23 protein-coding genes are annotated in these 23,516 nt (G+C 66.1%); 7 read left to right on the top strand and 16 right to left on the bottom strand.

Going from position 1 to position 23,516, the window contains the following annotated elements; all coding sequences use genetic code 11:
* Positions 1-10 precede the first annotated feature (10 nt).
* Complete coding sequence (locus AWC12_RS16195) at positions 11-385, top strand: GatB/YqeY domain-containing protein (protein ID WP_085175518.1); 375 nt, start codon at positions 11-13, stop codon at positions 383-385.
* A gap of 80 nt (positions 386-465) precedes the next feature.
* Here the strand turns inward: AWC12_RS16195 and AWC12_RS16190 are convergent, their stop codons facing one another.
* From AWC12_RS16190 to AWC12_RS16180, 3 genes are read right to left on the bottom strand one after another with little or no spacing between them, the layout of a single operon-like run.
* Positions 466-1,248, bottom strand: a complete 783-nt coding sequence (locus AWC12_RS16190) for an SDR family NAD(P)-dependent oxidoreductase (protein WP_085175516.1) — start codon at positions 1,246-1,248, stop codon at positions 466-468.
* Between the two features lie 31 nt (positions 1,249-1,279).
* Positions 1,280-2,515: an acyl-CoA dehydrogenase family protein gene (locus AWC12_RS16185; RefSeq protein ID WP_024444398.1), complete on the bottom strand. Its 1,236-nt coding sequence runs from the start codon at positions 2,513-2,515 to the stop codon at positions 1,280-1,282.
* Between the two features lie 4 nt (positions 2,516-2,519).
* Complete coding sequence (locus AWC12_RS16180; protein WP_036463718.1) at positions 2,520-3,560, bottom strand: oxygenase MpaB family protein; 1,041 nt, start codon at positions 3,558-3,560, stop codon at positions 2,520-2,522.
* A 159-nt stretch (positions 3,561-3,719) separates the two neighbouring features.
* Between AWC12_RS16180 and AWC12_RS16175 the strand changes: the two genes are divergently transcribed.
* On the top strand, positions 3,720-4,583 hold the full coding sequence (locus tag AWC12_RS16175) for an adenylate/guanylate cyclase domain-containing protein (RefSeq protein ID WP_272937889.1): 864 nt from the start codon (positions 3,720-3,722) through the stop codon (positions 4,581-4,583).
* An 8-nt stretch (positions 4,584-4,591) separates the two neighbouring features.
* Positions 4,592-5,362, top strand: coding sequence for a rhomboid-like protein (locus tag AWC12_RS16170; RefSeq protein WP_327084522.1), 771 nt, complete (start codon positions 4,592-4,594; stop codon positions 5,360-5,362).
* Here the strand turns inward: AWC12_RS16170 and AWC12_RS16165 are convergent.
* A complete protein-coding gene (locus AWC12_RS16165) occupies positions 5,345-6,925 on the bottom strand; it encodes an FMN-binding glutamate synthase family protein (RefSeq protein WP_412098645.1) in 1,581 nt (526 codons plus the stop codon). The genes AWC12_RS16170 and AWC12_RS16165 overlap by 18 nt on opposite strands.
* A 72-nt stretch (positions 6,926-6,997) precedes the next feature.
* Between AWC12_RS16165 and pheS the strand changes: the two genes are divergently transcribed.
* Genes pheS through AWC12_RS16150 form a run of 3 tightly spaced genes read left to right on the top strand, consistent with a single transcriptional unit; the run spans position 6,998 to position 11,423 of the window.
* Positions 6,998-8,041, top strand: coding sequence for a phenylalanine--tRNA ligase subunit alpha (pheS, locus tag AWC12_RS16160; RefSeq protein WP_024444403.1), 1,044 nt, complete (start codon positions 6,998-7,000; stop codon positions 8,039-8,041).
* Positions 8,041-10,527 carry a phenylalanine--tRNA ligase subunit beta gene (gene pheT, locus AWC12_RS16155; protein WP_085175512.1) on the top strand — a complete coding sequence of 829 codons (2,487 nt, stop codon included), beginning with the start codon at positions 8,041-8,043 and terminating at the stop codon, positions 10,525-10,527. Before pheS ends, pheT begins: the two co-directional genes overlap by 1 nt.
* Positions 10,528-10,541: 14 nt before the next feature.
* Positions 10,542-11,423, top strand: a complete 882-nt coding sequence (locus AWC12_RS16150) for a hypothetical protein (protein ID WP_133057346.1) — start codon at positions 10,542-10,544, stop codon at positions 11,421-11,423.
* On the opposite strand, the gene AWC12_RS16145 is transcribed toward AWC12_RS16150, so the two are convergent.
* Genes AWC12_RS16145 through AWC12_RS16090 form a run of 12 tightly spaced genes read right to left on the bottom strand, consistent with a single transcriptional unit; the run spans position 11,420 to position 22,498 of the window.
* Positions 11,420-12,265 (bottom strand): fumarylacetoacetate hydrolase family protein, encoded by an 846-nt coding sequence (locus AWC12_RS16145; protein WP_085175508.1) that lies wholly within the window; start codon positions 12,263-12,265, stop codon positions 11,420-11,422. The two genes, AWC12_RS16150 and AWC12_RS16145, sit on opposite strands and share 4 nt — an antisense overlap.
* Positions 12,266-12,295: 30 nt before the next feature.
* The gene (locus tag AWC12_RS16140) at positions 12,296-13,084 is read right to left on the bottom strand and encodes an SDR family oxidoreductase (protein ID WP_085175506.1); all 789 of its coding nucleotides are present in this window, start codon (positions 13,082-13,084) and stop codon (positions 12,296-12,298) included.
* A 9-nt stretch (positions 13,085-13,093) separates the two neighbouring features.
* Entirely contained in the window at positions 13,094-13,993 is a 900-nt protein-coding gene (locus AWC12_RS16135) for a dihydrodipicolinate synthase family protein (RefSeq protein ID WP_234814046.1), read from the bottom strand.
* The gene (lhgO, locus tag AWC12_RS16130; protein ID WP_085175504.1) at positions 13,990-15,198 is read right to left on the bottom strand and encodes an L-2-hydroxyglutarate dehydrogenase; all 1,209 of its coding nucleotides are present in this window, start codon (positions 15,196-15,198) and stop codon (positions 13,990-13,992) included. Before lhgO ends, AWC12_RS16135 begins: the two co-directional genes overlap by 4 nt.
* The gene (locus tag AWC12_RS16125) at positions 15,195-16,370 is read right to left on the bottom strand and encodes a CaiB/BaiF CoA transferase family protein (protein WP_024444410.1); all 1,176 of its coding nucleotides are present in this window, start codon (positions 16,368-16,370) and stop codon (positions 15,195-15,197) included. Before AWC12_RS16125 ends, lhgO begins: the two co-directional genes overlap by 4 nt.
* Positions 16,370-16,867: an AbrB family transcriptional regulator gene (locus AWC12_RS31110; protein WP_165762816.1), complete on the bottom strand. Its 498-nt coding sequence runs from the start codon at positions 16,865-16,867 to the stop codon at positions 16,370-16,372. Before AWC12_RS31110 ends, AWC12_RS16125 begins: the two co-directional genes overlap by 1 nt.
* Positions 16,867-18,429, bottom strand: coding sequence for a tripartite tricarboxylate transporter permease (locus tag AWC12_RS16115; RefSeq protein WP_165762815.1), 1,563 nt, complete (start codon positions 18,427-18,429; stop codon positions 16,867-16,869). Before AWC12_RS16115 ends, AWC12_RS31110 begins: the two co-directional genes overlap by 1 nt.
* Before the next feature lie 10 nt (positions 18,430-18,439).
* Positions 18,440-18,976, bottom strand: coding sequence for a tripartite tricarboxylate transporter TctB family protein (locus AWC12_RS16110; protein WP_085175498.1), 537 nt, complete (start codon positions 18,974-18,976; stop codon positions 18,440-18,442).
* A gap of 41 nt (positions 18,977-19,017) precedes the next feature.
* Entirely contained in the window at positions 19,018-19,998 is a 981-nt protein-coding gene (locus AWC12_RS16105; RefSeq protein ID WP_085175496.1) for a Bug family tripartite tricarboxylate transporter substrate binding protein, read from the bottom strand.
* 39 nt (positions 19,999-20,037) lie between these two features.
* The gene (locus AWC12_RS16100; protein ID WP_051226448.1) at positions 20,038-20,490 is read right to left on the bottom strand and encodes a PaaI family thioesterase; all 453 of its coding nucleotides are present in this window, start codon (positions 20,488-20,490) and stop codon (positions 20,038-20,040) included.
* On the bottom strand, positions 20,487-21,278 hold the full coding sequence (locus AWC12_RS16095) for an enoyl-CoA hydratase-related protein (protein WP_024444416.1): 792 nt from the start codon (positions 21,276-21,278) through the stop codon (positions 20,487-20,489). The genes AWC12_RS16100 and AWC12_RS16095 overlap by 4 nt, the downstream gene beginning before the upstream one ends.
* Positions 21,275-22,498: a CaiB/BaiF CoA transferase family protein gene (locus AWC12_RS16090; RefSeq protein ID WP_024444417.1), complete on the bottom strand. Its 1,224-nt coding sequence runs from the start codon at positions 22,496-22,498 to the stop codon at positions 21,275-21,277. The genes AWC12_RS16095 and AWC12_RS16090 overlap by 4 nt, the downstream gene beginning before the upstream one ends.
* Before the next feature lie 153 nt (positions 22,499-22,651).
* Here AWC12_RS16090 and AWC12_RS16085 point away from each other — a divergent pair, with 153 nt between their 5' ends.
* A complete protein-coding gene (locus AWC12_RS16085; protein ID WP_234814043.1) occupies positions 22,652-23,491 on the top strand; it encodes an IclR family transcriptional regulator in 840 nt (279 codons plus the stop codon).
* Positions 23,492-23,516 lie beyond the last annotated feature (25 nt).

Below are 23,516 nucleotides of genomic sequence, written 5' to 3'. Positions count from 1 at the left end.
CCGTGGCCCGGTGACAGAGACCGAGCAGCGTGTCCCCGCTGACCGTTGGCGCGCCGAACTACGCAAGCGCCTGCTGGTGGCGCGCAAGAACCGCGATGCGCTGCGCACCTCAGTGCTGCGGTCGGTGCTGAGCGCGGTCGACAACGCGGAGACGCCCGGCGGCCCGATCCCGCAGGCCGGGGCCATCGCCGACAGTGCGGCAGGTCTTGGAGTCGCCGAGGTCGCCCGTCGTGTGTTGACCGACGACGAGATTCGTCTCGTCGTGCGGCGAGAGATCGACGATCGTCTTGGCGCCGCCGAGCAGCTCGAGGCTGTTCAGCCGGAACGCACCATCATGTTGCGCGACGAGGCCCGAATAGTCGCCGCGATACTCGCCGAGGTCTGATCGGCGACAAACGCCTTGAGCCGGTCGATCTCGTCCCAGCGGCGCGGCAAGCGCGATGGCGCCACCACGAGGTTGCCAATTCAGTGGTTGGCTTTGAGCATCCGCTCCGACACTGCCAGTAGTAGCTTGCGCGGCGTCACGCGGTAACCGGAGGCCAGGATGTTGTTGCGAAAGCCGGATACGACCGTCGGTGACGACTTGTCGAGCGCGGCGAACGCGGTGTCCACGACCTGAGCCGACGTCTGTCTACCGTCGGTCAAGAACTCCTCACCGGTGCGGTCGAAGAACTCGGTTTCGGTGGCACCGGGGCACAGGGCGAGAATCCTCACCCCGGTGCCGCGGCACTCCTGCCACAGCGCCTCGGTGTAGGACAGCACGAACGCCTTGGTGGCACCGTAGACCGCCATGCCGGGTGTCGGCTGGAACGCCGCGGTTGAGGCGACGTTGAGTACGACTCCGCGACGTCGCTCGACCATGGCGGGCAGAAACCGTGCGGTCAGATCAACCAATGTGCCGCAGTTCAATTGGATCTGGGCGGCGTTGGGTTCGGGCTCCTGGCTGATGAACTTCCCGTGCAGCCCGACGCCCGCGTTGTTGATGAGAATGTCGACCGAGCGGCCCAGTTCGCGAACGCCCGATTCGAGTTCGGCGCCCGAACCGGGAACGGCGAGATCGGCGGTGAGCACGTCGACCACGATGCCCGGATGTCGTGCGGTGAGGGTCTCCCGCAGCGCCGCCAGCTTCTCGGCCCGGCGCGCGACCAGAATCAGATGTGCTCCCCGGCGGGCGAGCTGAATGGCGAACTCCTCGCCGATCCCTCCGCTCGCTCCGGTGACCAGTGCGGTGACGTTGGTGAAATCCACGGCGGCGCCTCCTTCGTCGGCGCCACCAAGGCTAACCGCTCAGCAAGCCCCTGGCCACGTGCGTGATCTGCACTTCGTTGCTTCCGGCATAGATCATGAGCGACTTGGCGTCGCGCGCAAGCTGCTCCACTCGGTACTCGGTCATGTAACCGTTGCCGCCGAATACCTGCACGGCCTCCATCGCGACGTCGGTCGCGGCCTGCGAGCAATACCACTTGATCGCCGATGCTTCCGCCAGCGAAATTGGCGTTCCGGTCTGGGCGGCTTCGATAACGCGAAACAGCATGTTGCGCACATTCATTCGTGCCACCTCCATCGACGCGAGTTTCAGCTGGATGAGCTGGAACTGGCCGATCTCCTTGCCCCACAACGTGCGTGATTTCGCGTAATCGACACACAGGCGCAGGCATTCTTCGATGACGCCGAGCGCCATTGCCGCGACCCCGATGCGTTCGGCCGAGAAGTTGGACCGCGCACTGTCGCGGCCTGCGTCCCCGGCCTCGTCGCCCTCGGTCTCGCCCAGTAGACGATCCCGCCCGAGGCGAACATCGTTGAAAAACAACTCGCCGGTGCGCGACGAGTGAATTCCCATCTTGCGGAACGGCTTCGACTGGACGAAGCCTTCCATGCCGCGGTCCAGCACGAAGGTCAGGACCTTGCGGTCGCGCTTGTCGACGCTCCGATCGCCCTCGTCCAGCTTCGCGTAGACGACCACCACATCGGCATCCGGTCCGTTGGTGATGAACGTCTTCTGCCCGTTGAGAATGTAGTCGTCGCCATCGCGCACGACATAGGACTTCATGCCGCCGAACGCATCCGATCCGGAATCGGGCTCGGTGATCGCCCAAGCGCCGATCTTGTCGTAGGTGACCAGGTCGGGCAGCCAGCGTTCCTGCTGGGCCAGCGTGCCGCGGCCCATGATTGTCGGCACGGTCAGACCGAGGCTGACCCCCATGCCGGTGACGATGCCCATCGATACCCGGCACAGTTCGCTGATCACGACGAAGCCCATGCCGCCCGAGCCGCCGAACATGCCGCCTCCGCCGGACGACGTCGGGTTCTCGCCGCTGCGCAGCTTGGCCAGTCGCTTGTCGAGGGAGTCGCGTGCCATGTCGGCGATGCCGAATGTGGCGAACAACTTCCGAATGATGGGGTAAGGCTCCATCTCGCCGCTTTCGAGCGCGTCGATGTGCGGGCGGATCTCTTTGTCGACGAACTCGCGCACCGCGTCGCGCACGGCAAGGTCGACGTCTGACCAATCAAGCATGTGTTCAGGCTGCCTTATTGCGGCCGCGCGCCGGACGGACCCCCGCCAAAGAGAAGGTCGTGTGCACCAGGGAACCCACCCTGTCGAGCAGCGACCTGTGGGGCGGCAGATAGTGCATCGGCATGTTGCGGCGATCGCGCGGCGGCGACATGAACGCCGGCGCCTCGACCAGAGGGGCATCGTCGGGAATCCTGCCGTCGGCGCGTCGGTAGGCGGCGACGGCCCGCGGGTGCAGACGGATCTCGTCGGGCACCGCCACGAAGGCAAGTTCGACCAGCTTGCCGAACAGCCGGAGCGCGACCTCGTCTCCGGGCGTCCACCGCATACCGGCGCGCTCGCGCACCATCGGGTCGAACAGCCCTGCGGCGATCCAGCGTTGGGCTCCCACCATCGGTTTGAAAATCTGATCCCACAGCGGCGTCGGCATCAGCACGAACCACGGCTTCGGGATTCGGATGGACAAGATGTCCATCGTCGCCCGGTTGATCTCCAGCTCGTCGCGGCACTTGTGATCCCAGTACTCCTGGAAGTCAGCCCACGACTCGGGAACGGGTTTCATGCTCATTCCGTACATCCGGTACCACTGCACGTGCTCGTCGAACAGTTGCTCCTTCTCCGCCTCGGTGAGGCCTCCGCAGAAGTACTCGGCAGTCTTGATGATCAGCATGAAGAACGTGGCGTGCGCCCAGTAGAACGTCTCGGGGTTGAGTGCGTGATAGCGCCTGCCGTCGGCATCGACGCCTTTGATGGTCCGGTGATAGTTGCGGATCTGGGCGCCCGTCTGCGCCGCGCGGTCCCCGTCGTAGACGACGCCCATGATCGGATACACGGATCGAGCGACGCGTTGCAGCGGTTCCCTGAGCAGAATCGAATGGTCTTCGACCCCGGCGCCGAGTTGGGGATACATGTTCTGGATGGCCCCGATCCAGACGCCCAGCATCCCGGTCCGCACATCGCCGAAGTACTTCCACGTGAGCGAGTCGGGGCCGAGCGGAAACACCGCCGGATCCGACTGAGCATCGGAGGAGCATCCAGAGCCTGCCATCGCCGCTGATCGCACCCACCAAAGATAGGTGTTGACAACATTCGTTGTCTACGATTTCGCCGTCGCGGCGGGCCTGCGTTACGCAGACTCCACCGCGCAGCCATTGACCTGTGACCTGCCGGTTTATTGCCGCCACCGCCCTCGATTAGGCTTGGCTTCGTGGATGACGACCCGCCAGGTGAACCGGGCCGTTCTACGGGCCCGCTGGACTGGTTCAAGAACGTCAACCACAACGAAGGCGTCATCTCCTTTCTTCGTCGGGCCCGCCGCGCGCTGCCCGGCGACCCCGAGTTCGGCGACCCGCTGTCGGTCAGCGGCGTCGGGGGTCCTCGCGCGGCGGCACGGGCGGCGGATCGGTTGCTCGAGCGCGAGGCTGCGACGCGAGAGGTCAGTCTGGGCGCACTGCAGGTCTGGCAGGCGCTGACGGAGCGGGTGTCCGGCCGGCCTGCCAACGCCGAGGTGACCCTCGTCTTCACCGACCTCGTCGGATTCTCGACGTGGTCGCTGAGCGCAGGCGACGAGGCCACCTTGCGGCTGCTGCGCCGCGTCGCCCAGGTGGTTGAGCCGCCGCTACTGCAATCGGGCGGGCATATCGTCAAGCGCATGGGGGACGGGCTCATGGCGGTGTTCGCCGACCCGGTCACCGCTGTGCGGTCGGCCATCGACGCCCGCGAGGCAGTCAAAGCGCTTGACGTGGACGGCTATCGGCCGCGGATGCGGGTCGGAATCCACACCGGGCGGCCACAGCGCATCGGTTCGGACTGGCTCGGCATCGACGTCAATCTGGCTGCCCGAGTGATGGAGCGAGCTACCCGCGGCGAACTGGTGGTATCGGAGGCGACGCTGAAGCGGATCCCGGAAGAGGATTTCGACGCGCTCGGTGTGACAGCGAAGAAGCTTCGCAGGCCGGTGTTCGTGGCCAAGCAGGATGGCGTGCCCGCCGATTTCGGCATGTATCGGCTGCGAACTCGCAGGCAACTGACAGGTGACCAGGACGAGGGCGAGGCGTCGGCCAGCGGATAGTGGTCACGGTGCTGTCCGGTTGCCTTGGCCGCGTCGCCCGAGTGCGGGTCACGCTGTGCTACGCCGCGGTCGTCGCTGCCGTCACGACCGTCATGGTCGATATGACGCCGCGCGTGCAGGCCGCCGTGATCAGGCATATGAGCACGAACCTGCACAACCTCAGCCACGGCAGGATCGGGACGCTCGTGGGCAGCGCGTTCGTCGTCGACGCGGGCCCGCTGTATCTCTGGCTGCCGGGGCTGATCTGTCTGCTCGCGGCCGCCGAATTGGCATGGGGTAGTAGGGCCCTGGCTATCGCGGCGGCGTTGGGCCACATCGGGGCCTCGCTGCTGGTCGCGGCCGGACTCACCGTCGCCGTGACCTTCGGATGGATCGCACGTTCGGTGGCTCGCGACCCCGATGTGGGGATGAGCTACGTCGCGATGGCCGTGCTCGGCATGCTCACCGGCGCCATGCCGGCACGATGGCGAGCCGCATGGGCCGTGTGGTGGATCATCGTGGCGGCAGTCGTCGTTGCCGGCGGTCCCGACTTCACCGACGTTGGGCATCTGCTCGCGCTGGTGCTGGGGATGATGGCGTCGGTGCGGTTCGGTAAAGCGCGCGCCTGGACCACGCCCATGGTGGTGCTTCTGGCGGTCGGCGCCGCGTTCGGCTTCCTGGTGCTGGCCAACGATGCAGTGTCGATGGTCTCCTGCGTAGCCTGGGGTGCGTTCGGCGCACTGGTCTGCCTGGGCTTGGCCCGGTTGCGTGCCCCTGCTGCGTCAGAACTCGTCCGCTGACGCTGCGAGCCAATCCGCGAGCCACGACTCCGGCGGATCTTCGAGTAATTGACCGGGTCTCAGCCAGTCGTAGATCTCGGCGTAGGTGCGGGTGCGCTGACCTTCGATGCGACGGTTGAGCATGGCCGGAGACAGGTCACCGAACCCGGCCAGCCCCATCGAGGCGACGATCTGGGCGGCGCTTGCCACCGTCGCCCGCTGGAAGTTGAACACGCGGGCGGTCTTGTCCGTCACGTCGAGCGCTTTCGCGCGGGCGGGATCCTGTGTCGCGACGCCGGTGGGGCAGTGGTTGGTATTGCACTTCATCGCCTGGATGCAGCCGACCGCGAACATCATCGCGCGGGCCGACATGGTGAAATCTGCGCCCTGACAGATCCGGCTGACGATGTCGACCCCGCTCGCGACTTTGCCGGACGCCCCTACCTTGATTCGGTCGCGCAGTCCGGTTCCGACGAGGCTGTTATGCACCAGCATGAGCCCCTCCGTCAGCGGCATGCCGACGTGATCCTCGAATTCCTGTGGTGCAGAACCGGTTCCGCCTTCACCGCCGTCGACGATCACGAAGTCGGCTGTCACACCCGCCGCCAGGAATCCTTTGCAGATCGACAGGAACTCCGAGCGCGCACCGACGCACAGCTTGAACCCCACCGGTTTGCCTCCGGATAGTCCGCGCAGCGTCGCGATGAAGTGGGCGAATTCGACCGGTGTGCCGAACGCACTGTGAGCAGGCGGCGATACGACGGTGCGCCCCACCGGAACTCCGCGTGTCGCCGCGATCTCGGGGCTCACCTTCGCCCCGGGCAGGACCCCACCCAGGCCCGGCTTGGCTCCTTGCGACAGCTTCACCGAGATCGCCTTGACCGAGGGAAGGGCCGCCTTCTGGGCGAAGAGGGCCGGATCGAACCGGCCGTCGGCGTCGCGGCACCCGAAGTAGCCGGAGCCGATCTCCCAGATGAGGTCACCACCGCCCTTCAGGTGGTACGGGCTTATTCCGCCTTCGCCGGTGTCGTGGGCGAAGCCGCCGCGCGCAGCGCCGCCGTTGAGTGCCTCGATGGCGTTCGCCGATAACGCCCCGAAGCTCATCGCCGAGACATTGAGCAGGGCGATGTCGTAGGGCTGGGTACAGTCCGGCCCGCCCAGACGCACCCGAGGGGCGAGATCGTCGGCGAAGCGGGCCCGCAGCGAGTGGCGCAGGAACTCGTAGCCGAGCGCGTTCACGTCCCGCTCTGTTCCGAACGGCTCGTCGCCTTTGGTTCCCTTGGCACGCTCATAGACCATGTCCCGGGTCTCGCGGTCGAACGGCGCTGCCTCGGTGTTCGACTCGATGAAGTATTGCCGGATCTCGGGTCGGATGAATTCCATCAGGAAGCGGACGTGCCCCAGAATCGGGTAGACGCGAAGGATCGTGTGCCGCTTCTGCAAGACATCCCAGGTACCCAGCGCCGCCAACGCCAGGATGACCGCCGCAAGAATCGCCCAACCGCCGTGCGCTGTGATGGCGAGCGTCAGCACCGCCCCGCCGAGGACCCATACCGCGCCGATGATGAGGGGCCGGATCGCCACCGCGCGAGGGTATCGCCGCCGCGCGACAAATGCAGGCGAAGTGCTATCGAACCCATCCCATATGATCGCCGGGTGGCTGAGCAGCCGGTGGATCTTTCAGACGAGGCGTTGGCCGCAGCGGTCAGCGCTGTCAGGGATGCGTTCGACGAGGCCTCGACGCTCGACGAGCTCGCCAAGGCCAAGACCGAGCACCTCGGGGACCGTTCCCCGATCGCGCTGGCGCGCCAGGCCCTGGGATCGCTGCCGAAGTCCGAACGCGCCGACGCCGGCAAGCGGGTCAACGTGGCGCGCACCGAGGCGCAGAGCGCCTACGACGACCGGCTCGCGGTGCTGCGTGCCGAACGTGACGCCGCCGTTCTGGTCGCCGAACGCATCGACGTCACGCTGCCGTCCACGCGACAGCCGCTCGGAGCCCGGCACCCGATCACGATCCTGGCCGAGCATGTCGCCGACACATTCGTCGCGATGGGGTGGGAGCTTGCCGAAGGCCCCGAGGTGGAAACCGAGCAGTTCAACTTCGACGCGCTGAACTTCCCGCCCGATCACCCTGCCCGCAGCGAGCAGGACACCTTCCACGTCGCGCCGGACGGCTCTCGACAGGTGCTCCGCACACACACCTCACCGGTGCAGATCCGCGCGCTGCTCGAGCGCGACCTGCCCGTCTACATCATCTCGATCGGGCGCACATTCCGCACCGACGAACTCGACGCCACGCACACGCCGGTCTTCCACCAGGTCGAGGGGCTGGCCGTGGACAAGGGACTGACGATGGCGAATCTGCGCGGCACGCTCGATGCATTCGCGCGCGCCGAATTCGGGCCGCAGGGCCGCACCAGGTTCCGTCCGCACTTCTTCCCGTTCACGGAACCCTCGGCCGAGGTCGACATCTGGTTCCCCAACAAGAAGGGCGGGCCCGGCTGGGTCGAGTGGGGCGGCTGCGGCATGGTCAATCCGAACGTGTTGCGCGCCTGCGGTATCGACCCGGAGATCTATTCGGGTTTCGCATTCGGTATGGGTCTGGAGCGAACTCTGCAGTTCCGCAACGGAATCCCCGACATGCGCGACATGGTCGAGGGCGATGTCCGGTTCTCGCTGCCGTTCGGAGTGGGAGCCTGATGCGCATTCCGTACAGCTGGCTGCGAGAGATCGTGCAGGCCGGCGCACCGGGCTGGGACGTGTCGCCCGAGGAGCTCGAGCAGGCGCTGATCCGCATCGGCCACGAGGTCGAAGAGATTCTCCCGGTGGGCCCGGTCACCGGACCGCTCACGATCGGCCGGGTCGCCGAGATCGAGGAACTCACGGAGTTCAAGAAGCCCATCAGGGCGGTCAAGGTGGATGTCGGCGAGCCCGACCTGCGCGACATCGTCTGCGGTGCAACGAACTTTGCAGTCGGGGACCTCGTCGTCGTCGCCCTTCCTGGCACGGTGCTGCCTGGCGACTTCACGATCGCCACCCGCAAGACCTACGGTCGGACCTCCGACGGGATGATCTGTTCTGTCTCGGAGCTGAACCTCGGCTCGGACCACTCCGGCATCTTGGTGCTTCCGCCCGGCACCGCCGAACCGGGAACTCCGGCGCACGGCGTGCTGGGTCTCGACGATGTCGTGTTCAACCTTGCGATCACCCCGGACCGCGGCTACTGCCTGTCGCTGCGCGGGATGGCCCGCGAGGTCTCCAATGCCTTCGATCTCGACTTCGTCGACCCCGCCGACGTACCCGCGCTGCCCGCCGAAGGCGACGCACTGCCCGTGACGATAGACGCAGGCACCGGTGTTCAGCGTTTCGGGTTACGGCCGGTCACCGGAATCGATCCGAAAGCGGTCTCGCCGTGGTGGATTCAGCGCAGGCTACTGCTGAGCGGCATCCGCGCCATCTCGCCGGCCGTGGACGTGACCAACTACGTCATGCTCGAGCTGGGCCATCCGATGCACGCGCACGACCGTAGCCTGATCACCGGAGGTTTCCGCGTTCGGTTCGCCGAGCCGGGGGAGACGGTGATCACGCTCGACGACGTCGAACGCAAACTGGACCCCGCCGACGTTCTGATCGTCGATGACGTCGCGACTGCCGCGATCGGTGGAGTGATGGGCGCGGGCACCACCGAGGTTCGCGACAGCACCACCGACGTGTTGCTCGAAGCCGCCGTCTGGGATCCCGCCGCCGTCTCGCGCACGCAGCGGCGTCTGCATCTTCACAGTGAGGCCGGGCGCCGCTACGAGCGCACCGTCGACCCCGCCGTATCCGTTGCCGCGCTGGACCGCTGCGCGACGCTGTTGGCCGAAATCGCCGGTGGCACAGTGGAACTCACGCTGACAGACTGGCGCGGTGATCCACCCCGCGGCGACTGGTCACATCCGCCGGTCAGCATGCCCGCTGACCTGCCCGACCGTACAGCGGGAGTCGAGTATGCGGCCGGCGCGACGCTGAAGCGTCTGAGACAGATCGGCGCCGAGGTGACCGTCGACGGTGACCTCGTCACGGCGACACCGCCGAGGTGGCGCCCCGATATCCGACAGCCCGCCGATCTGGTCGAAGAGGTGATGCGGCTCGAGGGCCTCGACGGCATCCCGCCCGTGTTGCCGACCGCGCCTGCCGGCCGCGGCCTGACGTCCGTTCAGAAACGAAGGCGTGCCGTAGGCAAGTCGTTGGCGCTCAACGGTTTCGTCGAAATCCTGCCGACCCCTTTCCTGCCCGCCGGAATCTTCGACCAGTGGGGGCTTGACGCCGACGACCCGCGCAGAAACACCACCCAGGTCCTGAATCCGCTCGAATCAGACCGGCCCAGCCTGGCCACCACGCTGCTTCCCGGCCTGTTGGAAGCGCTGAGCCGCAACGTCTCCCGTGGCGCCGTGGACATCTCGCTGTTCGCCATCGCGCAGGTGGTGGAACCGACGGCCGACACCAGGGCGGTCGAGCGGATCCCGAATGACCGCAGGCCCACCGACGATGAGATCGCCATCCTCGATGCGTCCCTGCCGCGTCAACCCCAGCACGTCGGCGCAGTTCTGGCCGGGCTTCGCGAACCGGCCGGCCCGTGGGGTGCGGGACGCGCGGTCGAGGCGGCCGACGCCTTCGAGGCGGTACGGGTGATCGGTCGGGCTGCGGGCGTGGAGTTCACGCTGCGCGCCGCGCAACACCTGCCGTGGCATCCGGGCCGCTGCGCCGAGGTGGTGATCGGCGACGTCGTCGTCGGCCACGCCGGACAGTTACATCCGGCGGTGATCGAACGATCGGGACTGCCCAGGGGAACCTGCGCGCTGGAGATCGACCTTGACGCCGTCCCTATCACCGAAACACTTCCTGCACCGGGGGTTTCGCCGTTCCCCGCCGTGTTCCAGGATGTCGCGCTGATCGTAGGCGACGACGTCTCGGCCCAGAGCGTCGTCGATGCGGTCCGCGCCGGGGCCGGAGAACTGCTGGAGGACGTCCGGATCTTCGACGTCTACACCGGTCCGCAGATCGGTGACGGCCGCAAATCGCTGGCTCTGGCGCTGCGATTCCGGGCGGCCGACCGGACCCTCACCGAAGAGGAGGCCAGCGCGGCCCGCGATGCCGCGGTGGCGGTGGCCGAGAAGCAGGTGGGTGCCATTCAACGTCGTTGACGGGAGGGGGCGTCATGACCGAGATGCATGGACGGACAAGGGGTTCCGTCGATGGGGTGGCGGTGTTCGCGGTTTTCCTGCTCGTCGTCGGCGTCACCTACAGCGGCGACATCGTTGAGTTCGCCCATACCGGAGCGGGAAGCACGGCTCAGGGACCGCGGTGGCTCATCGCCGTGATTGACATCGGGCTGATTCTCTCGGCGCTACCTCTGCAGCGATATGTGCTTGCGCGGGCGAAGCCCGAAAGGCAGCTCCACTGGCCGGAATTCGCGGCGATCGTGGCGCGCAGCTGGTGGCCCGTGGGAATGGTGTTGATGGTCGTGGTGCACGTCGCGATGATCTTCACCCCTCGGATCCTTTGGGTGGATCTCCTGGGCACGTTGCTGTCCACCGTCGCGATGACGTTCGCTCTCGTTGCAGCGCTTGATATCTCCGAAGGCGGGCGCAGAGCCGTCGGCAACAGCTGGATCATCCCGATATCCGCGGGAACTCTCATCGTCCAGGTGGCGTCGGTGTTGTGGTTTCCGGTCATCAACGTCGAAGGTGAGTGCGCGGACACCATCTCACCGGAGTTTTTCTCGCAGATGGTCCAGGTCATTCCGATGCTGCTGATCACACTCGGCATCGAGCTGGGTTACCTTCGGCGGGCGCGAATTGCCATGACACCCGGGGAGAGGGCGGCACCGATCCTGACTGTCGTATTGCTGTGCCTCGCCGAGGGTCTGACTTTCTCGATGCTCGTCGCCGACGATCGGCTCAAATGCGGACTGATAGTCACGCTGCAGGAATACGCCGCGTTTGTCGTGAGTATTCAAGCCACTGCCGTCGCGCTGGCGACGGTGGTCTGGCTGCTTTTTGCGAATGCGGACGCCGAGCACGCGTCTGCGGTCGGCTAAGCGACCGGGTTGGTCAGCTCTGCGAAGCCGGTGCCCAGTTCGCAGCGCACGGTGTCGCCGGGTTCGATGCCGACCGCACCCGGTGTTCCCGTCGACAGGATGTCGCCGGGGTAGAAGGGCATTACCTGGCTGTGGAAGCTCAACAACTCGGCGGGCGAGAACGTCATCCCGGAGACGGTGTCCTCGCGGTGCACGGCGCCGTTGTGGATCGTGGCGACCCGCAGACTCTCCAGCGGGCCGTACGCGAGGGCCTCGTCGAGCGTGATGAGATCGGGTCCGAAGGCGAAGAAGGTCGGATAGTTCTTCACGCGGGTGAGGTAGCGCGGGTTCTCCAGCAGGATGGCTTCGGCGGTCTGATCCAGGATGGGCACGATTCCGGCGACGTAGGACATCGCCTCCTCGACACTGACCTGGTAGCAGATCTTTCCGATGACGAGCCCGAGCTCGGCCTCTGAGGTCACCTTGCCGATATCTGGCGGCACGACGATAGGTTCGCCGGGTCCGACGATGGTGTGGTCACCCTTGAGGAACGACGCCGGTGTGGTGCGTGGCGCCGTCTCGCCGAGATCGCCCGCGTGCGCGCCGTAGTTGAGCCCGATGCCGAAGATCTTGCGCGGATGCTTCCACGGTGCCAGCACTGGTGCGTCGGCCGGCACACAGGCGTCGTCGGTCACCCCCGTGTCGACCGCGACCGCAAGCTCGTCGAGGCTGCCTGTCTCCAGCAGCGCCACCAGATCGGTAGGGGCGCCCGGCAGCACCTTGTCGACGCGCGCGAGGCGGCCGTCGGGCAGTGCGACGCAGGCCAGCGGATGGTCATCGAGCAGAACAGTGCGTAGACGCACGGGATCTCCTTCAGGTAGCGAAGTTTCGAGTTAAACGATGGAGCGGATCAGACCGCCGTCGACGCGCAGCACGACCCCGGTGATGTAGGAAGCGCGGTCGCTGCACAGGAACGCCGCGGCATCGGCGTATTCATCGGGTGTGCCGTAGCGGCCCAGGGCCATCGTGGCCGCGCTGGCCGTCGCGATCTCTTCGACACTCTTGTGCTCGCGCGCGGCACGCTTCTCGTCGAGGAAGCGGGTGCGGTCGGTCGCGATGCGCCCGGGCACAAGGACATTGCTGGTGACTCCATCGCGGCCCACCTCGTCGGCCAGCGTCTTCGACCATGCATGGAGGCTGGCGCGCAGCGTGTTGGAGAGCCCCAGGTTCGGGATGGGGGACAGTGCTCCCGACGACGTCGACGTCAGGATCCTGCCCCAACCGCGTTCCCGCATACCGGGTACCACACGGTCGGTCAGCGCGATGACCGAAAGGATCATCGTCTGGAAGCTGTCGCGCCAGGTTTCGGTGTTCTGGCCGGAGACCGGAGTCGGCGGAGGGCCACCGGTGTTGTTGACCAGGATGTCGATCGGACCGAATGCCGACTCTACCTCTGCGACAGCGGTTTCGATGCGAGCCAGCTCCTCGAGATCCCAGGTCAGCGGCAGGGCTTTGACTCCCGCCTGTTCGATGCGGGCTGCCGTGGCGGCCAGTCCTTCCTGCGAGCGCCCGGCGACCGCGACGTTGGCGCCTTCCTCGGCGAGTCGCGCAGCGATCGCGCCGCCGAGCCCACCGCTGGCGCCCAGCACCAGGGCGGTGCGGCCGGCGATACCGAGATCCATGGATTCTCCTTACCGGGAGGTGTGGTCGATGACGGGAAGCGTCGCCAGATGTCGATCGAGTAGCGGAACCAGCGAGGCCGGTAACGACAGTGCGGGGGGCCGGACTCGGGCACCGGCGATGACACCGCGCCGCCGCAGGACCTCCTTGCGGATCGACAGTCCGACCCGAAGCTGGCCCTCGAAGTTCGCCAGCGGCAGCCATGGTGCGAAAACCTCGCGAGCAGAAGCGAATCCGCCCTCGTTGTGGGCACGCAGCACAGATGCGAGCACCGCCGGATGGCTGAACCCCGTCATCGCGCCGGCCGAGCCCGCCGCCAGTTCGTCGAGCAGGCCGACCCCGCCGAGTCCGCCGAACACCGGCACGTCGACGCTGGATGTGAGATGGGCGACCGCGACCGAGGTCGGTGGCGTCTCGGACTTCACTCCCACTGCGAACGGACATGCCCGTACCAGTGCGACGACCTGCTCGTCGGTGACGCTGACACCAGACACCACGGGATAGTCCTGGATCAGCACCCCGATACCTGTCTCCTCGTAGAGCCGCCGCAACGATTCGGCAGCCACCGCCGGATCAGCGTCACTGATCTGGGCCATCAGCGCCGTCGGCGGCCGTGACACTGCGCCGAGCAGCTGCAGCGCCTGGGACACCACCGAATCCGGGCTGCGCTCCGAAAGTCCCAGGACGTACGGAAGGTCCGTCGACGACGAGACCGTCTGTGCCACCGCGGCGGCTTCCGCCGGCGTCAGCGACGCAGCCTCGCCGAATACGCCGAGAGCGACCAGTCCGCAGCATCCGTCCTCGGTGAACGACGCGACCTCGTTGCGTAGCGACTCGAAGTCGACGCTGAGATGCTCATCAAACGGTGTGGCCAGCACGCCCCAGAGCCCCTTGTCGAGAAGACCTGTCATGCTTGGCCTTCCAGTGTCGAGACGACGTGTTCGGCGATGGCCAAGGCAGAAGTCGCCGCCGGGGACGGGGCGTTGCGAAGCACGACGATGCGGTCACGGATGCTGATGCGGAAGTCGTCGACGAGCCCGCCGTCGGCGTCCAGTGCCTGGGCGCGGATGCCCGCGGTGCCCGGCACGACGTCGTGGTCGGAGAGCTCGGGAACATACGCCCGGGCAGCGGCGACGAAGCGCTTCTTGCTGAGGCTGCCGTACATCTCCCTGATGCCGGTGCGCCAGTGCTGGCGGGCGAACCGCCAGAATGCCGGGGTGCGTGCCACACCGGCGAGATCCGCGGGGGACACGTTCTTCCACGTATAGCCCTCACGGGCCAGCGCCAGCACTGCATTGGGGCCGATCAGAACCTCACCGTCAACGCGTGGCGTGACGTGAACACCGAGGAACGGGTAGCGGGGGTCTGGCACTGGATAAACCAGGCCGTTGACCAGCCCTCGGCGGTGTGGCTTGAGCGCGTAGTACTCGCCGCGAAAAGGCATGATCACCGGATCCGGTCCGTCACCAGCCATCTCGGCGAGCCGGTCGCTCTGCAGACCGCCGCAGGCGATCACCTGGTCGAACGCCTCCTCACCGAAACCGCCGCCGCTTCGTGTACTGACAATCACCTCGCCGCCCCGCACCCGCAGCCCGGTGACTTCGTACCCCAGCAGGATTTTCGCCCCGGCCGCCGCTGCGTCCGCGGCCAGAGCGTGCGTCACCTCGGCGTAGTCGACGATCGATGTAGACGGCGAGTGCAGCGCGGCGATGCCCTGCACGTGCGGCTCCAACTCCCGCAGTTCCGCCTTGCCGATGACGCGGATGCCGGGTACGCCGTTCGCCCTGGCACGGTCTTCGATGTCGGCCAGTCGTAACCGTTCCACCTCGTTGAGCGCCACCAGTACCTTGCCGCACGCGATCCGTGTGATCCCGCGTTGCGCGCAGTACTCCTCCAGCAGCCCGACGCCGCGGCGACACAGCAGGGCTTTCGCCGACCCCGGCTGGTAATACAGGCCCGCATGTACGACGCCGCTGTTGCGACCGGTCTGGTGTGATGCCAGCCGGTCCTCCTTCTCGAAAACCGTGACCTCGGCATCCGGCCGGCGGACCAGCAGTTCTCTGGCGACCGCCGCCCCGACGATTCCTCCGCCGATCACTGCGACCCGTCGGCTCATCGGCCACCTCCTGTCGATGCGTAGTCCGCGAACACCTCATCCTGGTCGGCGCCCAGCCCCGGAGGGGCTTCCGCCCGGCGCTGCGCAACGTCGGAGAGGTGCAGCGGCGATGCAGGCATTTCGAGATCTCCCAGCGTCGGGTGGGGCACCGTCATGATCATCGATCGACGGACCTGTTCCCAGTCGTACACCTCCGGGACGGTTCGTATGCGCCCTGCTGGGACTCCGGCGGAATCCAGCGCGGCGATCACCTCGTCGGCGCGGCGTTCAGCAAGCAGTGCGTTGATCTCTTTCTGTAGTTCGCCCGCGCGGGCGACCCTGGCGATGTTGGTGGCGATGTCGTCCCTGTTGGGATCGAGGCCCACGATCGGAGCGAACTTACGCCACAGCGCCTCGGAGCCGACTGCGATGACGATGTCTGAGTCGGTGCACTCGAACACCCCGTACGGGGCGATGGAGGGGTGTCGGTTCCCGGTGAGGGCCGGTTCCACCCCGGCAGCCAGCCAACCCACCCCGTGGAAGACGTGAACCCCGACAACCGCTGCCAGCAAAGAGGTTTCGACGTGCTGCCCGCGGCCGGTGCGCGCGCGGGCCTGCAGCGCCGTCATCACTCCGAAGGCCCCGAACATCCCGGCCAGGATGTCGCACATCGGAACGCCGACGCGTTGCGGTCCCGTGGTCGGGCTTCCGGTCAGCGTCATCAGGCCGCCCTCGGCCTGCACGATCTGATCGAATCCGGGTCGCTTGCCGTCGGGGCCGTCCTTTCCGAAACCGGTGATCGACAACGTCACCAGCCGGGGATTGAGCTGACGCAGGGCGTCGAGTCCGAGGCCGAGCCGATCCAACACGCCGGGTCGGTAGTTCTCGACGAGCACGTCAGCCTGCGAGGCGAGCCAGCGAAGTCTGTCGGCGCACTCCGGGTCCTTGAGGTCGAGCACCACGGAACGCTTGTTGCGGTTTGCGCTCATGTAGTACGCCGATTCGCGGTGTCCGTCGCGGTCGACGTACGGCAGCCAGTTGCGGCTGTCGTCACCGCCCGGCGGCTCCACCTTGATGACGTCGGCGCCGGCATCGGCCATCATCATCGTCGCGTAGGGGCCCGCGAGGGCACGGCTGAGGTCGACGACGCGGATGCCGGACAGCGGACGAGCAGCGGGCGGGGGTGTTTCCATCAGCGGCCTCCCATGAGTTTCAGGCCAACCGTCATGAGCACGATCACTGACGTGATCCGCAGGACATGGATGGTCAGCACGATCGGAACGTTCGCTCCCGCGGTCGCCGACATCGCGCCCATTTGCGCGATACCGCCTGGTGCGGTGGCCAGCAGCGCGGTGATCGAGTCGAGGTTGGCGAATTTCCACAGCAGCACCGCTGCGACCAACCCGAAAACGAGAAAGGCAACGACGGTGACGACGATCGGAACCGCAGCAGACTTCAACTGCGACAACGTCTCCCGGCTGACGGTGGCACCGAGCAGCCATCCGATCAGGACGTAGACGATCCACTTGCCCGCCGACGGGATTTCGAAGACCGAGCTGTGCAGGATGTTGACGAGGGCCACACCTACCATCGCGCCCAGCAGCGGTGCAGCGGGCAGGTGCAGCAGCGTCGCCACCGCAGCGCCTGCCACCGCTGCTGCCGCCGTGAGCAGCAGTGTGCCGATGTTCATCAGGCGTGTTCCCGCTCTTTGATTTCTTCGGCGTTGCCGCGGCGCTTCAGCGAAACCAGTTGCAGCGCAGCGTCGGTCACCTTGCGGACCGGCTTCTTGATCACAGGAATCAGGAACAGGAACGCGATGAAGCAGAGGATGCCGATCGACGTGCCGCGCTGGACGAACACGTCCAGGCTGCCTCCGGAGATCACCATCGTCTGCCGCAGTGTCTCCTCGGCCAGCGGACCGAGAACCAGTGCGATGACAAGAGCCGCGGGGGACAGGCCGTAGATCCGCACGAAGAACCCCAGCACGCCGCATACCAACATGATCTGCACGTCGAGCAGGCTGTTGTTGACGGCGAACGTGCCCAGCACGCAGAGCACGATGACGATCGGTCCGAGCACCCGGAACGGCACGCGGGCGATGCTCGCGAAACCGGGGATACAAAACACGTTCACCAGGAGCAACATGATGTTGCCCAGGAACATGCTGGCGATCAGGCCCCACGCGAACTCCGGATTCTGTTCCATCAGCAGCGGTCCCGGTTGCAGACCCCACATCAGGAAGCCGCCGAGCAGTACCGCGGTCGCGCCGCCGCCGGGGATTCCCAGCGTGAGAAGCGGGGCCAGGGCGCCGGAGGATGCCGCGTTGTTGGCGGCTTCAGGGCCGACCAGTCCGGCCATCGCGCCTTTGCCGAACTTCTCCGGCGTCTTGGACACCGATTTCTCGACGTTGTAGGCCATCAGCGAAGCGATCGTCGCTCCGGCGCCCGGCGTGACGCCGACGCCGAATCCGAGGAAGGATCCGCGCAGTGCAGGACCCGTCGACTCGCGGATATCTGTCTTCGTCGGCCAGAAGCCGCGGCTTCGTGCCGAGACCCCGAAGAAGTCGAGCTTCTCCAGGTGTCCGCCACGCCACAGTGTGTGCAGGACCTCGCCGACGGCGAAGAGGCCGATGGCCACCGGGATGAAGTCGATGCCGTTGATCAGGTTCACCGACCCGAAGGTGTAGCGCTGCTCACCGCCGCCGATGTCGATGCCCACGGTGCCGATGGCGAAGCCGATGAGGGCCGAGAGGGCTCCGAGGAGCTTGTTGCCCTTGAGGATCACGATGACCGTCAGCAGGCCGGCCAGCACGATGAGGAAGTACTCGGGAGGTCCAAACGTCTTGGCGAAGTCGGCGATGGTGGGGGCTGCGAACGCCAACAGCACTGCGCCGATGGTGCCTGCTACGAACGACGCGAGGGCAGCCATCACCAGCGCCGGGCCGGCCCTACCTTGTTTCGCCAGCGGATAACCGTCGAACGTGCTTGCCACCGTAGCGGATTCACCGGGTGTGTTGATCAGCACCGAGGTGATCGTTCCGCCGTACATCGAGCCGTAGTACACGGCGGCCAGCATCACGATCGCGCCGGTGGGATCCAGCCCGAAGGTCAGCGGCAGCAGGATCGCCAGGCCGGCTGACGGTCCGACTCCGGGGATCACGCCGACGACCATGCCGATGAGCACACCGCCGGCGAGCAGAAGCAGGTTCTGCAGCGTGAGGATCGCGTAGATCCCCTCAAGAAACTGACTCATGGGATTTTCCTCAGCCGATCGGCAGAATTCCCTGCGGAAGCCCGACATTGAGGCCGGACTCGAACGCAAGGTAGAGAAGGACTGGCACTGCGATCGCGACGATCACCGCGCGCAGGTGGTGCTCGCGGTCGAGGGACCAAAGCGTCGCGCCGAGAAACAGGATTCCGGACAAGGCTGCGCCAAGGATTCCGAACAGACCGACGAATGCTGCTGCAGCAAAGACGAATCCGAGGAGGGCCACCGGGTGTCGGCCGAGATCGGGCTCGGCGGCTTCCTCCGCGGCTTCCGCGGCGTCGACGGGTGCGTCGGCCGCGGGCCTGCGCACCAGCTCCCGGACCATCGCGACGACGGTGATCGCGATTGCCAGGAATCCGAGCAGCCTGGGGAAGTAGCCGGGTCCGATCCGTCCGGCCACGGTGCGCCACTCCATGCCCATCGCGATCTCGGTGTAGAAGGCGAAGCCCAGCAGGATCAACCCGAGGAACGTCAACTTCGGCCAATCTATGTGCCGTTTGACCTTGTCGGCCTTGGCCATGGCCACATTCATGGCGGGCACGGGGTCGGAGGCTGCAGCTCGCGGGACGGTTGTCACAGTGCCCCCTGATCTTTGAGCGTCTCCTCGAACTCGGTGGTGGTCTGCTCGAGATACCTGGTGAAGTCGTCGCCCCACTTCAGATCCTCGGTGAGATAGTTGTCGGCCAGGTACGTCTGCCACTGGTCGCTCTTGACGACGTCCTGCATCGTCTTGATCCACCAGTCCTTCGCGTAGTCGGGCACATCGGGCGGCAGGATCAGCCCGCGCGGCATGGACGGCAGATCACTCATGCCCTTCTCGGCACCTGTCGGCACGTCGGGAAGCGCTTCGAGCCGCTCGGGGCCGGTGAAAAGCAACGGTTGCATGTCCCCGGCTTCGATCTGTCCGAGGATGGAGCCGGGGTTGGAGATCATCGCGTCCAGTGCGCCCGAGAGCAGCGAGGTCTGCACCTGGCCCTCCTCGTTGTAGGGCACGTACTCGATGTTGTAGCCGGCGTGCTCGGCGATCAGGGACTGCAGGATGAAGTCGACGTTCACAGTGCCGATCCCGCCGACGACGACGGTGCCCTTGTTCTTGGCGAAGCCCACCCAGTCCTCGTAGGTCTTGATGTTGCTGTCGCCGTTGACGAGCAGCAGCGCATCGTCGGTGGCCAGCAGCCCCACATGGGTGAAGTCCTTATAGGTCCAGCCCGGATTGGACTGCAGCGGGGTGGTGAGGAACGAACCCGAGGTGGTGGACACGTTGTAAGGATTGCCGCGCTGAGACAGCAGATAGCCCCATCCGGTGGCGCCGCTGCCACCCTCACGGTTCTCGACGGCGATGTCGCTGGGGTAGAGGCCGTCCTCCTGGATGATCTGCACCAGCTTGCGGGCCATCAGATCGTTGCCGCCGCCGGGGCCGAATGCCACAGTCCAGTCGAGTGTCTCCGACGGGTAGTCCTCGGCCGAACCGGTGTTCGTCGTACCGCCACCGCACGCGGGAACGACGAGCGCCACGGCGGAAAAGGCAGCTGCCAGTGCGATTCTCAGTCGCATGATGGTCTCCTCATTGAGTCAAAGTGTCGGGCTGGTGATTCAGTTGTTTGCGTCGTGGCGGAACCACGAGCCGTTGGCTGTGGCAACTAGGCGTCCTGTGTCGTCGAGCATTCGTGACTCCAGCTGAACGATTCGCTTGCCGGGGTGGATGATTCGTCCGGTGGCGGTGACGTCGGAACGGACGGGACGGACGAATCGCATCTGCATTTCGACGGTCGAGCCGGCCGACAGATAGCGGTTGCAGGCGTGCCCCATCGAGATGTCGAGGACGGTGGACAGCACCCCACCGTGCACCCCGCCGCCTGCGTTGCAGAGGTGGGGCGCGAAAGGCAGGTGCACCGTGCATGCCTGCTCGTCGTCGAGGTAGCCGACAGTCAAGCCGAGGAAAGGGATGAGGAAGTACTTTCCGAACTTCGGCTCGGCCACCTCGGCGGCGTGCATGGCCGCAGCGACCGGGTCACCGCTGGTGCGTGGTCGATCAGTGGTTGTCATGACCAGGTGAACCTCGGGGGACGCTTCTCCAAGAACGACCGCACACCCTCGGCGTAATCGTCGGTGTCGAACGACGAGTTCCTGATGTCGATGGTCACGTCGTCGTCGACGGTCTGTCCGCCCAGTACGAGGTCGACGATCCGTTTCGACGAACGGACGCTGTACTGCGCACGCGTGGTGACGAGGCGGGCGAACTCGTAGGTCTGCTTCTCCAGGTCCTCGGCCGGGATCAGCTCGTCGATCAGTCCGAGTCGCAGAGCGTCCTCGGCGTAGACGTGCTGGCCGGAGAACAGGATCCACTTGGCGCGCGACGGGCCCACCACATCGACAAGCCGTTTGGTGGATTCCAGGCTGTAGACCAATCCGAGCTTGGCGGGCGTGATGCCGAAGCGTGATCGCTCATCGGCGAACCGGATGTCGCACGCCAGTGCCAGACCGCACCCCCCACCGATGCAGTAGCCGTGCACCATCGCGATGGTCGGCTTGGAACATCCCTCGACGGCATGCTCGGCCGCCGCGACGTCCTCGTTGTAGGCCTTGGCAGAAGCACTGTTGCCACGCACCTGCTCGAACTCGCTGATGTCCGCGCCCGAGGCGAAGCTGCGGGTTCCCGCGCCCCGGATCACGATCACCTTGACGGTGGGGTCGGCGTCCAACTCTGCGAACACCTCCGGGATACGGCGATACATGGCCAGCGCGATGGCGTTGTGGCTGTCGGGGTTGTGCACCTCGACCGTCGCGATCTCCGAGGTCTCCGCGTCACGGGAAACCCGAATCTCTTTGGTCATGCTGTTTTGCCCTCCTGCATCTCGGGGTGGGCGTCGTAGAGGACGCCGTCGGCGAACAATGTGTCGATCTCGTCGCGCTCGATGCCGAGCTCGGCAAGGACATCAGCGCTGTGCTGGCCGAGCCAGGGGGCGGGCGAGCGGACACTGAACTCAAGCTCGGAGAACCGCGTCGGAGGCGCAATCGTCTTCATCGGCCCGATGATCGGGTGCTCGAGGTCGACGACCATTCCGCGCGCCTGGATGTGCGGATCGGCGAGCGTCTCGTCGTACGTCAGCACCGGACCTCCCGGTACGCCGGCCGTGTCCATCCGGTCGACCCACGCGCTGGTCGGCAGCGTGGTGGTGATCGCCTCGATCTCCTCTTCGAGGTCGTCGAGATGCGCCATGCGTGCCGGCAGGTCGACGAAGCGCTTGTCGTCGGCCCAATCCGGGCGTTTGAGGACGTCGTTGATCAGGCGCAACCACAGCCGGTCGGTGTTGGCGCCGATCGTCACGTAGCCGTCGGCGGTTCGGTAGGCCTGGTACGGCGCCGAGCGACGATGGCGCGTCCCCGTCTGCGCCGGAGTCTCGCCGCTGCCGAAGTAGGCGCCCGACTCCCACACAGTCCAGGCGAGTCCAGCGTCGACCAACGAGATGTCGATGTACTGGCCTTCTCCGGTCTGTCTGCGGTGCAATTCGGCGGCAAGGATCGAGTAGATCGCGGTGGCCCCCGCGGCAATGTCGTTGATGGCAATGCCGACCTTGGTGGGCTTGCCGTCCGGTTGGCCCGTCATCCGCAGGAAACCGCCGATGCCCTGGGCCATGATGTCGAAGCCGGGGCGGTCACGGTACGGCCCGGTCTGGCCGAAACCGCTGATCGCGCAGTACAGAATGTCGTCTCGCACCGTGCGCAGCGACGTGTAGTCGATGCCGAGACGCTTGGCTACGCCCGGCCGGAAATTCTCGATCACCAGATCGGCGTTCGCGGCGAGCTCGAGGAAGAGTTCGCGGCCGCGGTCGGACTTCAAGTCGACCGCGACGGACCGCTTGCTGCGGTTCGGCATCGCGAACGGGTAACTCTCGCCGTTGACTTTCGGCGCCATGCGGCGTGAATCGTCGCCCGTTCCGGGCTGCTCGATCTTGATGACATCTGCGCCGAGCTCCGCCAGCACCATCGTGCAGTAGGGGCCCGACAGGAATCTGGTCAGGTCCAGGACTCGGAATCCGCTGAGTGGTCTCATTGATCCTTCCCGCAATGTGGGATATGTTTTGCGCTGTGCGGAAAGACTAAAGGCGTGATCGGAGTCACGTCAAGCCTTAGGTGCGATACGCGTCACGACGTCAAGAGCGATTTGCCCCTCGGGGGCGGATGGGGGCAATGGAAGATGTTGACCGTGGATTTGAGCGAAGACGGAGTCTCGGAACGGACGGAGCGGCGGGGCGGCGTGCAGTCAATCGACCGCGCTGTGGCGATCCTGCGGTGCTTCGACGGCCGCAGGCCCGAGCTCGGCGTCAGCGACATCTCCCGCGCGACGGGGCTTTCGACGAGCACCGTCCACCGGTTGTTGAATGCCATGCAGGAGAACCACCTGGTGCGGCAGACCGGCACGAAGCGCTACGGGCTCGGTCCGCTGCTGATGCAGCTGGCCAACTCGGGTGCGATGCCCCGCACGCTGCGTGAGGCGGCGCTGCCGTTCATGACCGAGTTGCGCGACGAGTTCGACGAGACGATCGGTCTTCACGAACTGCTGGGAACGGGGCAACGCATCGTGGCGGCCCAGGTCGAGAGTCACCAGGAACTGCGCCGCACCTACACCGACATCGGGGTGCCGATCCGGCTCGCTTACGGCGGGCCGGGAAAAGCGATCCTGTGTGCGTTACCCGAAGCGGAACGGGCGCAACACCTTTCCGAACCGATCACGGCGCTCACCACAAGCACCACCGTCGACCCCGCCGCCGTCGTGCGTGAGCTCGACGAGGCGCGGCTGCGTGGCTATGCCGAGTCGAACGGTCAACGTACCGTTGGTATTTGGGCTGTCGCCGCTCCCGTTTTCGACCACACGCAGCGGGTCGTGGGCGCCATCGGCGCCTCGGTTCCGGCGGTGCGGATGACACCAGAGCGGCAGTCCGAAATCGGTGCGCGAGTGCGCGATGTGGCCTGGCAGCTGTCGACAGCCCTCGGTGCGACGGCGGAGGGCGTGCACGCTCTCGTGCCGGATGTCAGATTGGGCTGAGATGGTCATGTACCGGACGTGCATA

Origin of the sequence: Mycolicibacterium iranicum (assembly GCF_002101705.1) — a bacterium.
Classification (GTDB): domain Bacteria; phylum Actinomycetota; class Actinomycetes; order Mycobacteriales; family Mycobacteriaceae; genus Mycobacterium; species Mycobacterium iranicum.
This window is presented reverse-complemented; position numbering and strand designations above follow the sequence as displayed.

Coding starts and splice junctions, on each gene's coding strand:
- AWC12_RS16095 (WP_024444416.1), bottom strand. CDS start 21,278: ATGACCAAAGAGATTCGGGTTTCCCGTGACGCGGAGACCTCGGAGATC.
- AWC12_RS16105 (WP_085175496.1), bottom strand. CDS start 19,998: ATGCGACTGAGAATCGCACTGGCAGCTGCCTTTTCCGCCGTGGCGCTC.
- AWC12_RS16140 (WP_085175506.1), bottom strand. CDS start 13,084: ATGGATCTCGGTATCGCCGGCCGCACCGCCCTGGTGCTGGGCGCCAGC.
- AWC12_RS16115 (WP_165762815.1), bottom strand. CDS start 18,429: ATGAGTCAGTTTCTTGAGGGGATCTACGCGATCCTCACGCTGCAGAAC.
- AWC12_RS16125 (WP_024444410.1), bottom strand. CDS start 16,370: ATGGAAACACCCCCGCCCGCTGCTCGTCCGCTGTCCGGCATCCGCGTC.
- AWC12_RS16185 (WP_024444398.1), bottom strand. CDS start 2,515: ATGCTTGATTGGTCAGACGTCGACCTTGCCGTGCGCGACGCGGTGCGC.
- AWC12_RS16150 (WP_133057346.1), top strand. CDS start 10,542: ATGACCGAGATGCATGGACGGACAAGGGGTTCCGTCGATGGGGTGGCG.
- AWC12_RS16135 (WP_234814046.1), bottom strand. CDS start 13,993: ATGACAGGTCTTCTCGACAAGGGGCTCTGGGGCGTGCTGGCCACACCG.
- AWC12_RS16110 (WP_085175498.1), bottom strand. CDS start 18,976: ATGAATGTGGCCATGGCCAAGGCCGACAAGGTCAAACGGCACATAGAT.
- AWC12_RS31110 (WP_165762816.1), bottom strand. CDS start 16,867: ATGAACATCGGCACACTGCTGCTCACGGCGGCAGCAGCGGTGGCAGGC.
- AWC12_RS16100 (WP_051226448.1), bottom strand. CDS start 20,490: ATGACAACCACTGATCGACCACGCACCAGCGGTGACCCGGTCGCTGCG.
- AWC12_RS16180 (WP_036463718.1), bottom strand. CDS start 3,560: ATGGCAGGCTCTGGATGCTCCTCCGATGCTCAGTCGGATCCGGCGGTG.
- lhgO (WP_085175504.1), bottom strand. CDS start 15,198: ATGAGCCGACGGGTCGCAGTGATCGGCGGAGGAATCGTCGGGGCGGCG.
- AWC12_RS16090 (WP_024444417.1), bottom strand. CDS start 22,498: ATGAGACCACTCAGCGGATTCCGAGTCCTGGACCTGACCAGATTCCTG.
- pheT (WP_085175512.1), top strand. CDS start 8,041: ATGCGCATTCCGTACAGCTGGCTGCGAGAGATCGTGCAGGCCGGCGCA.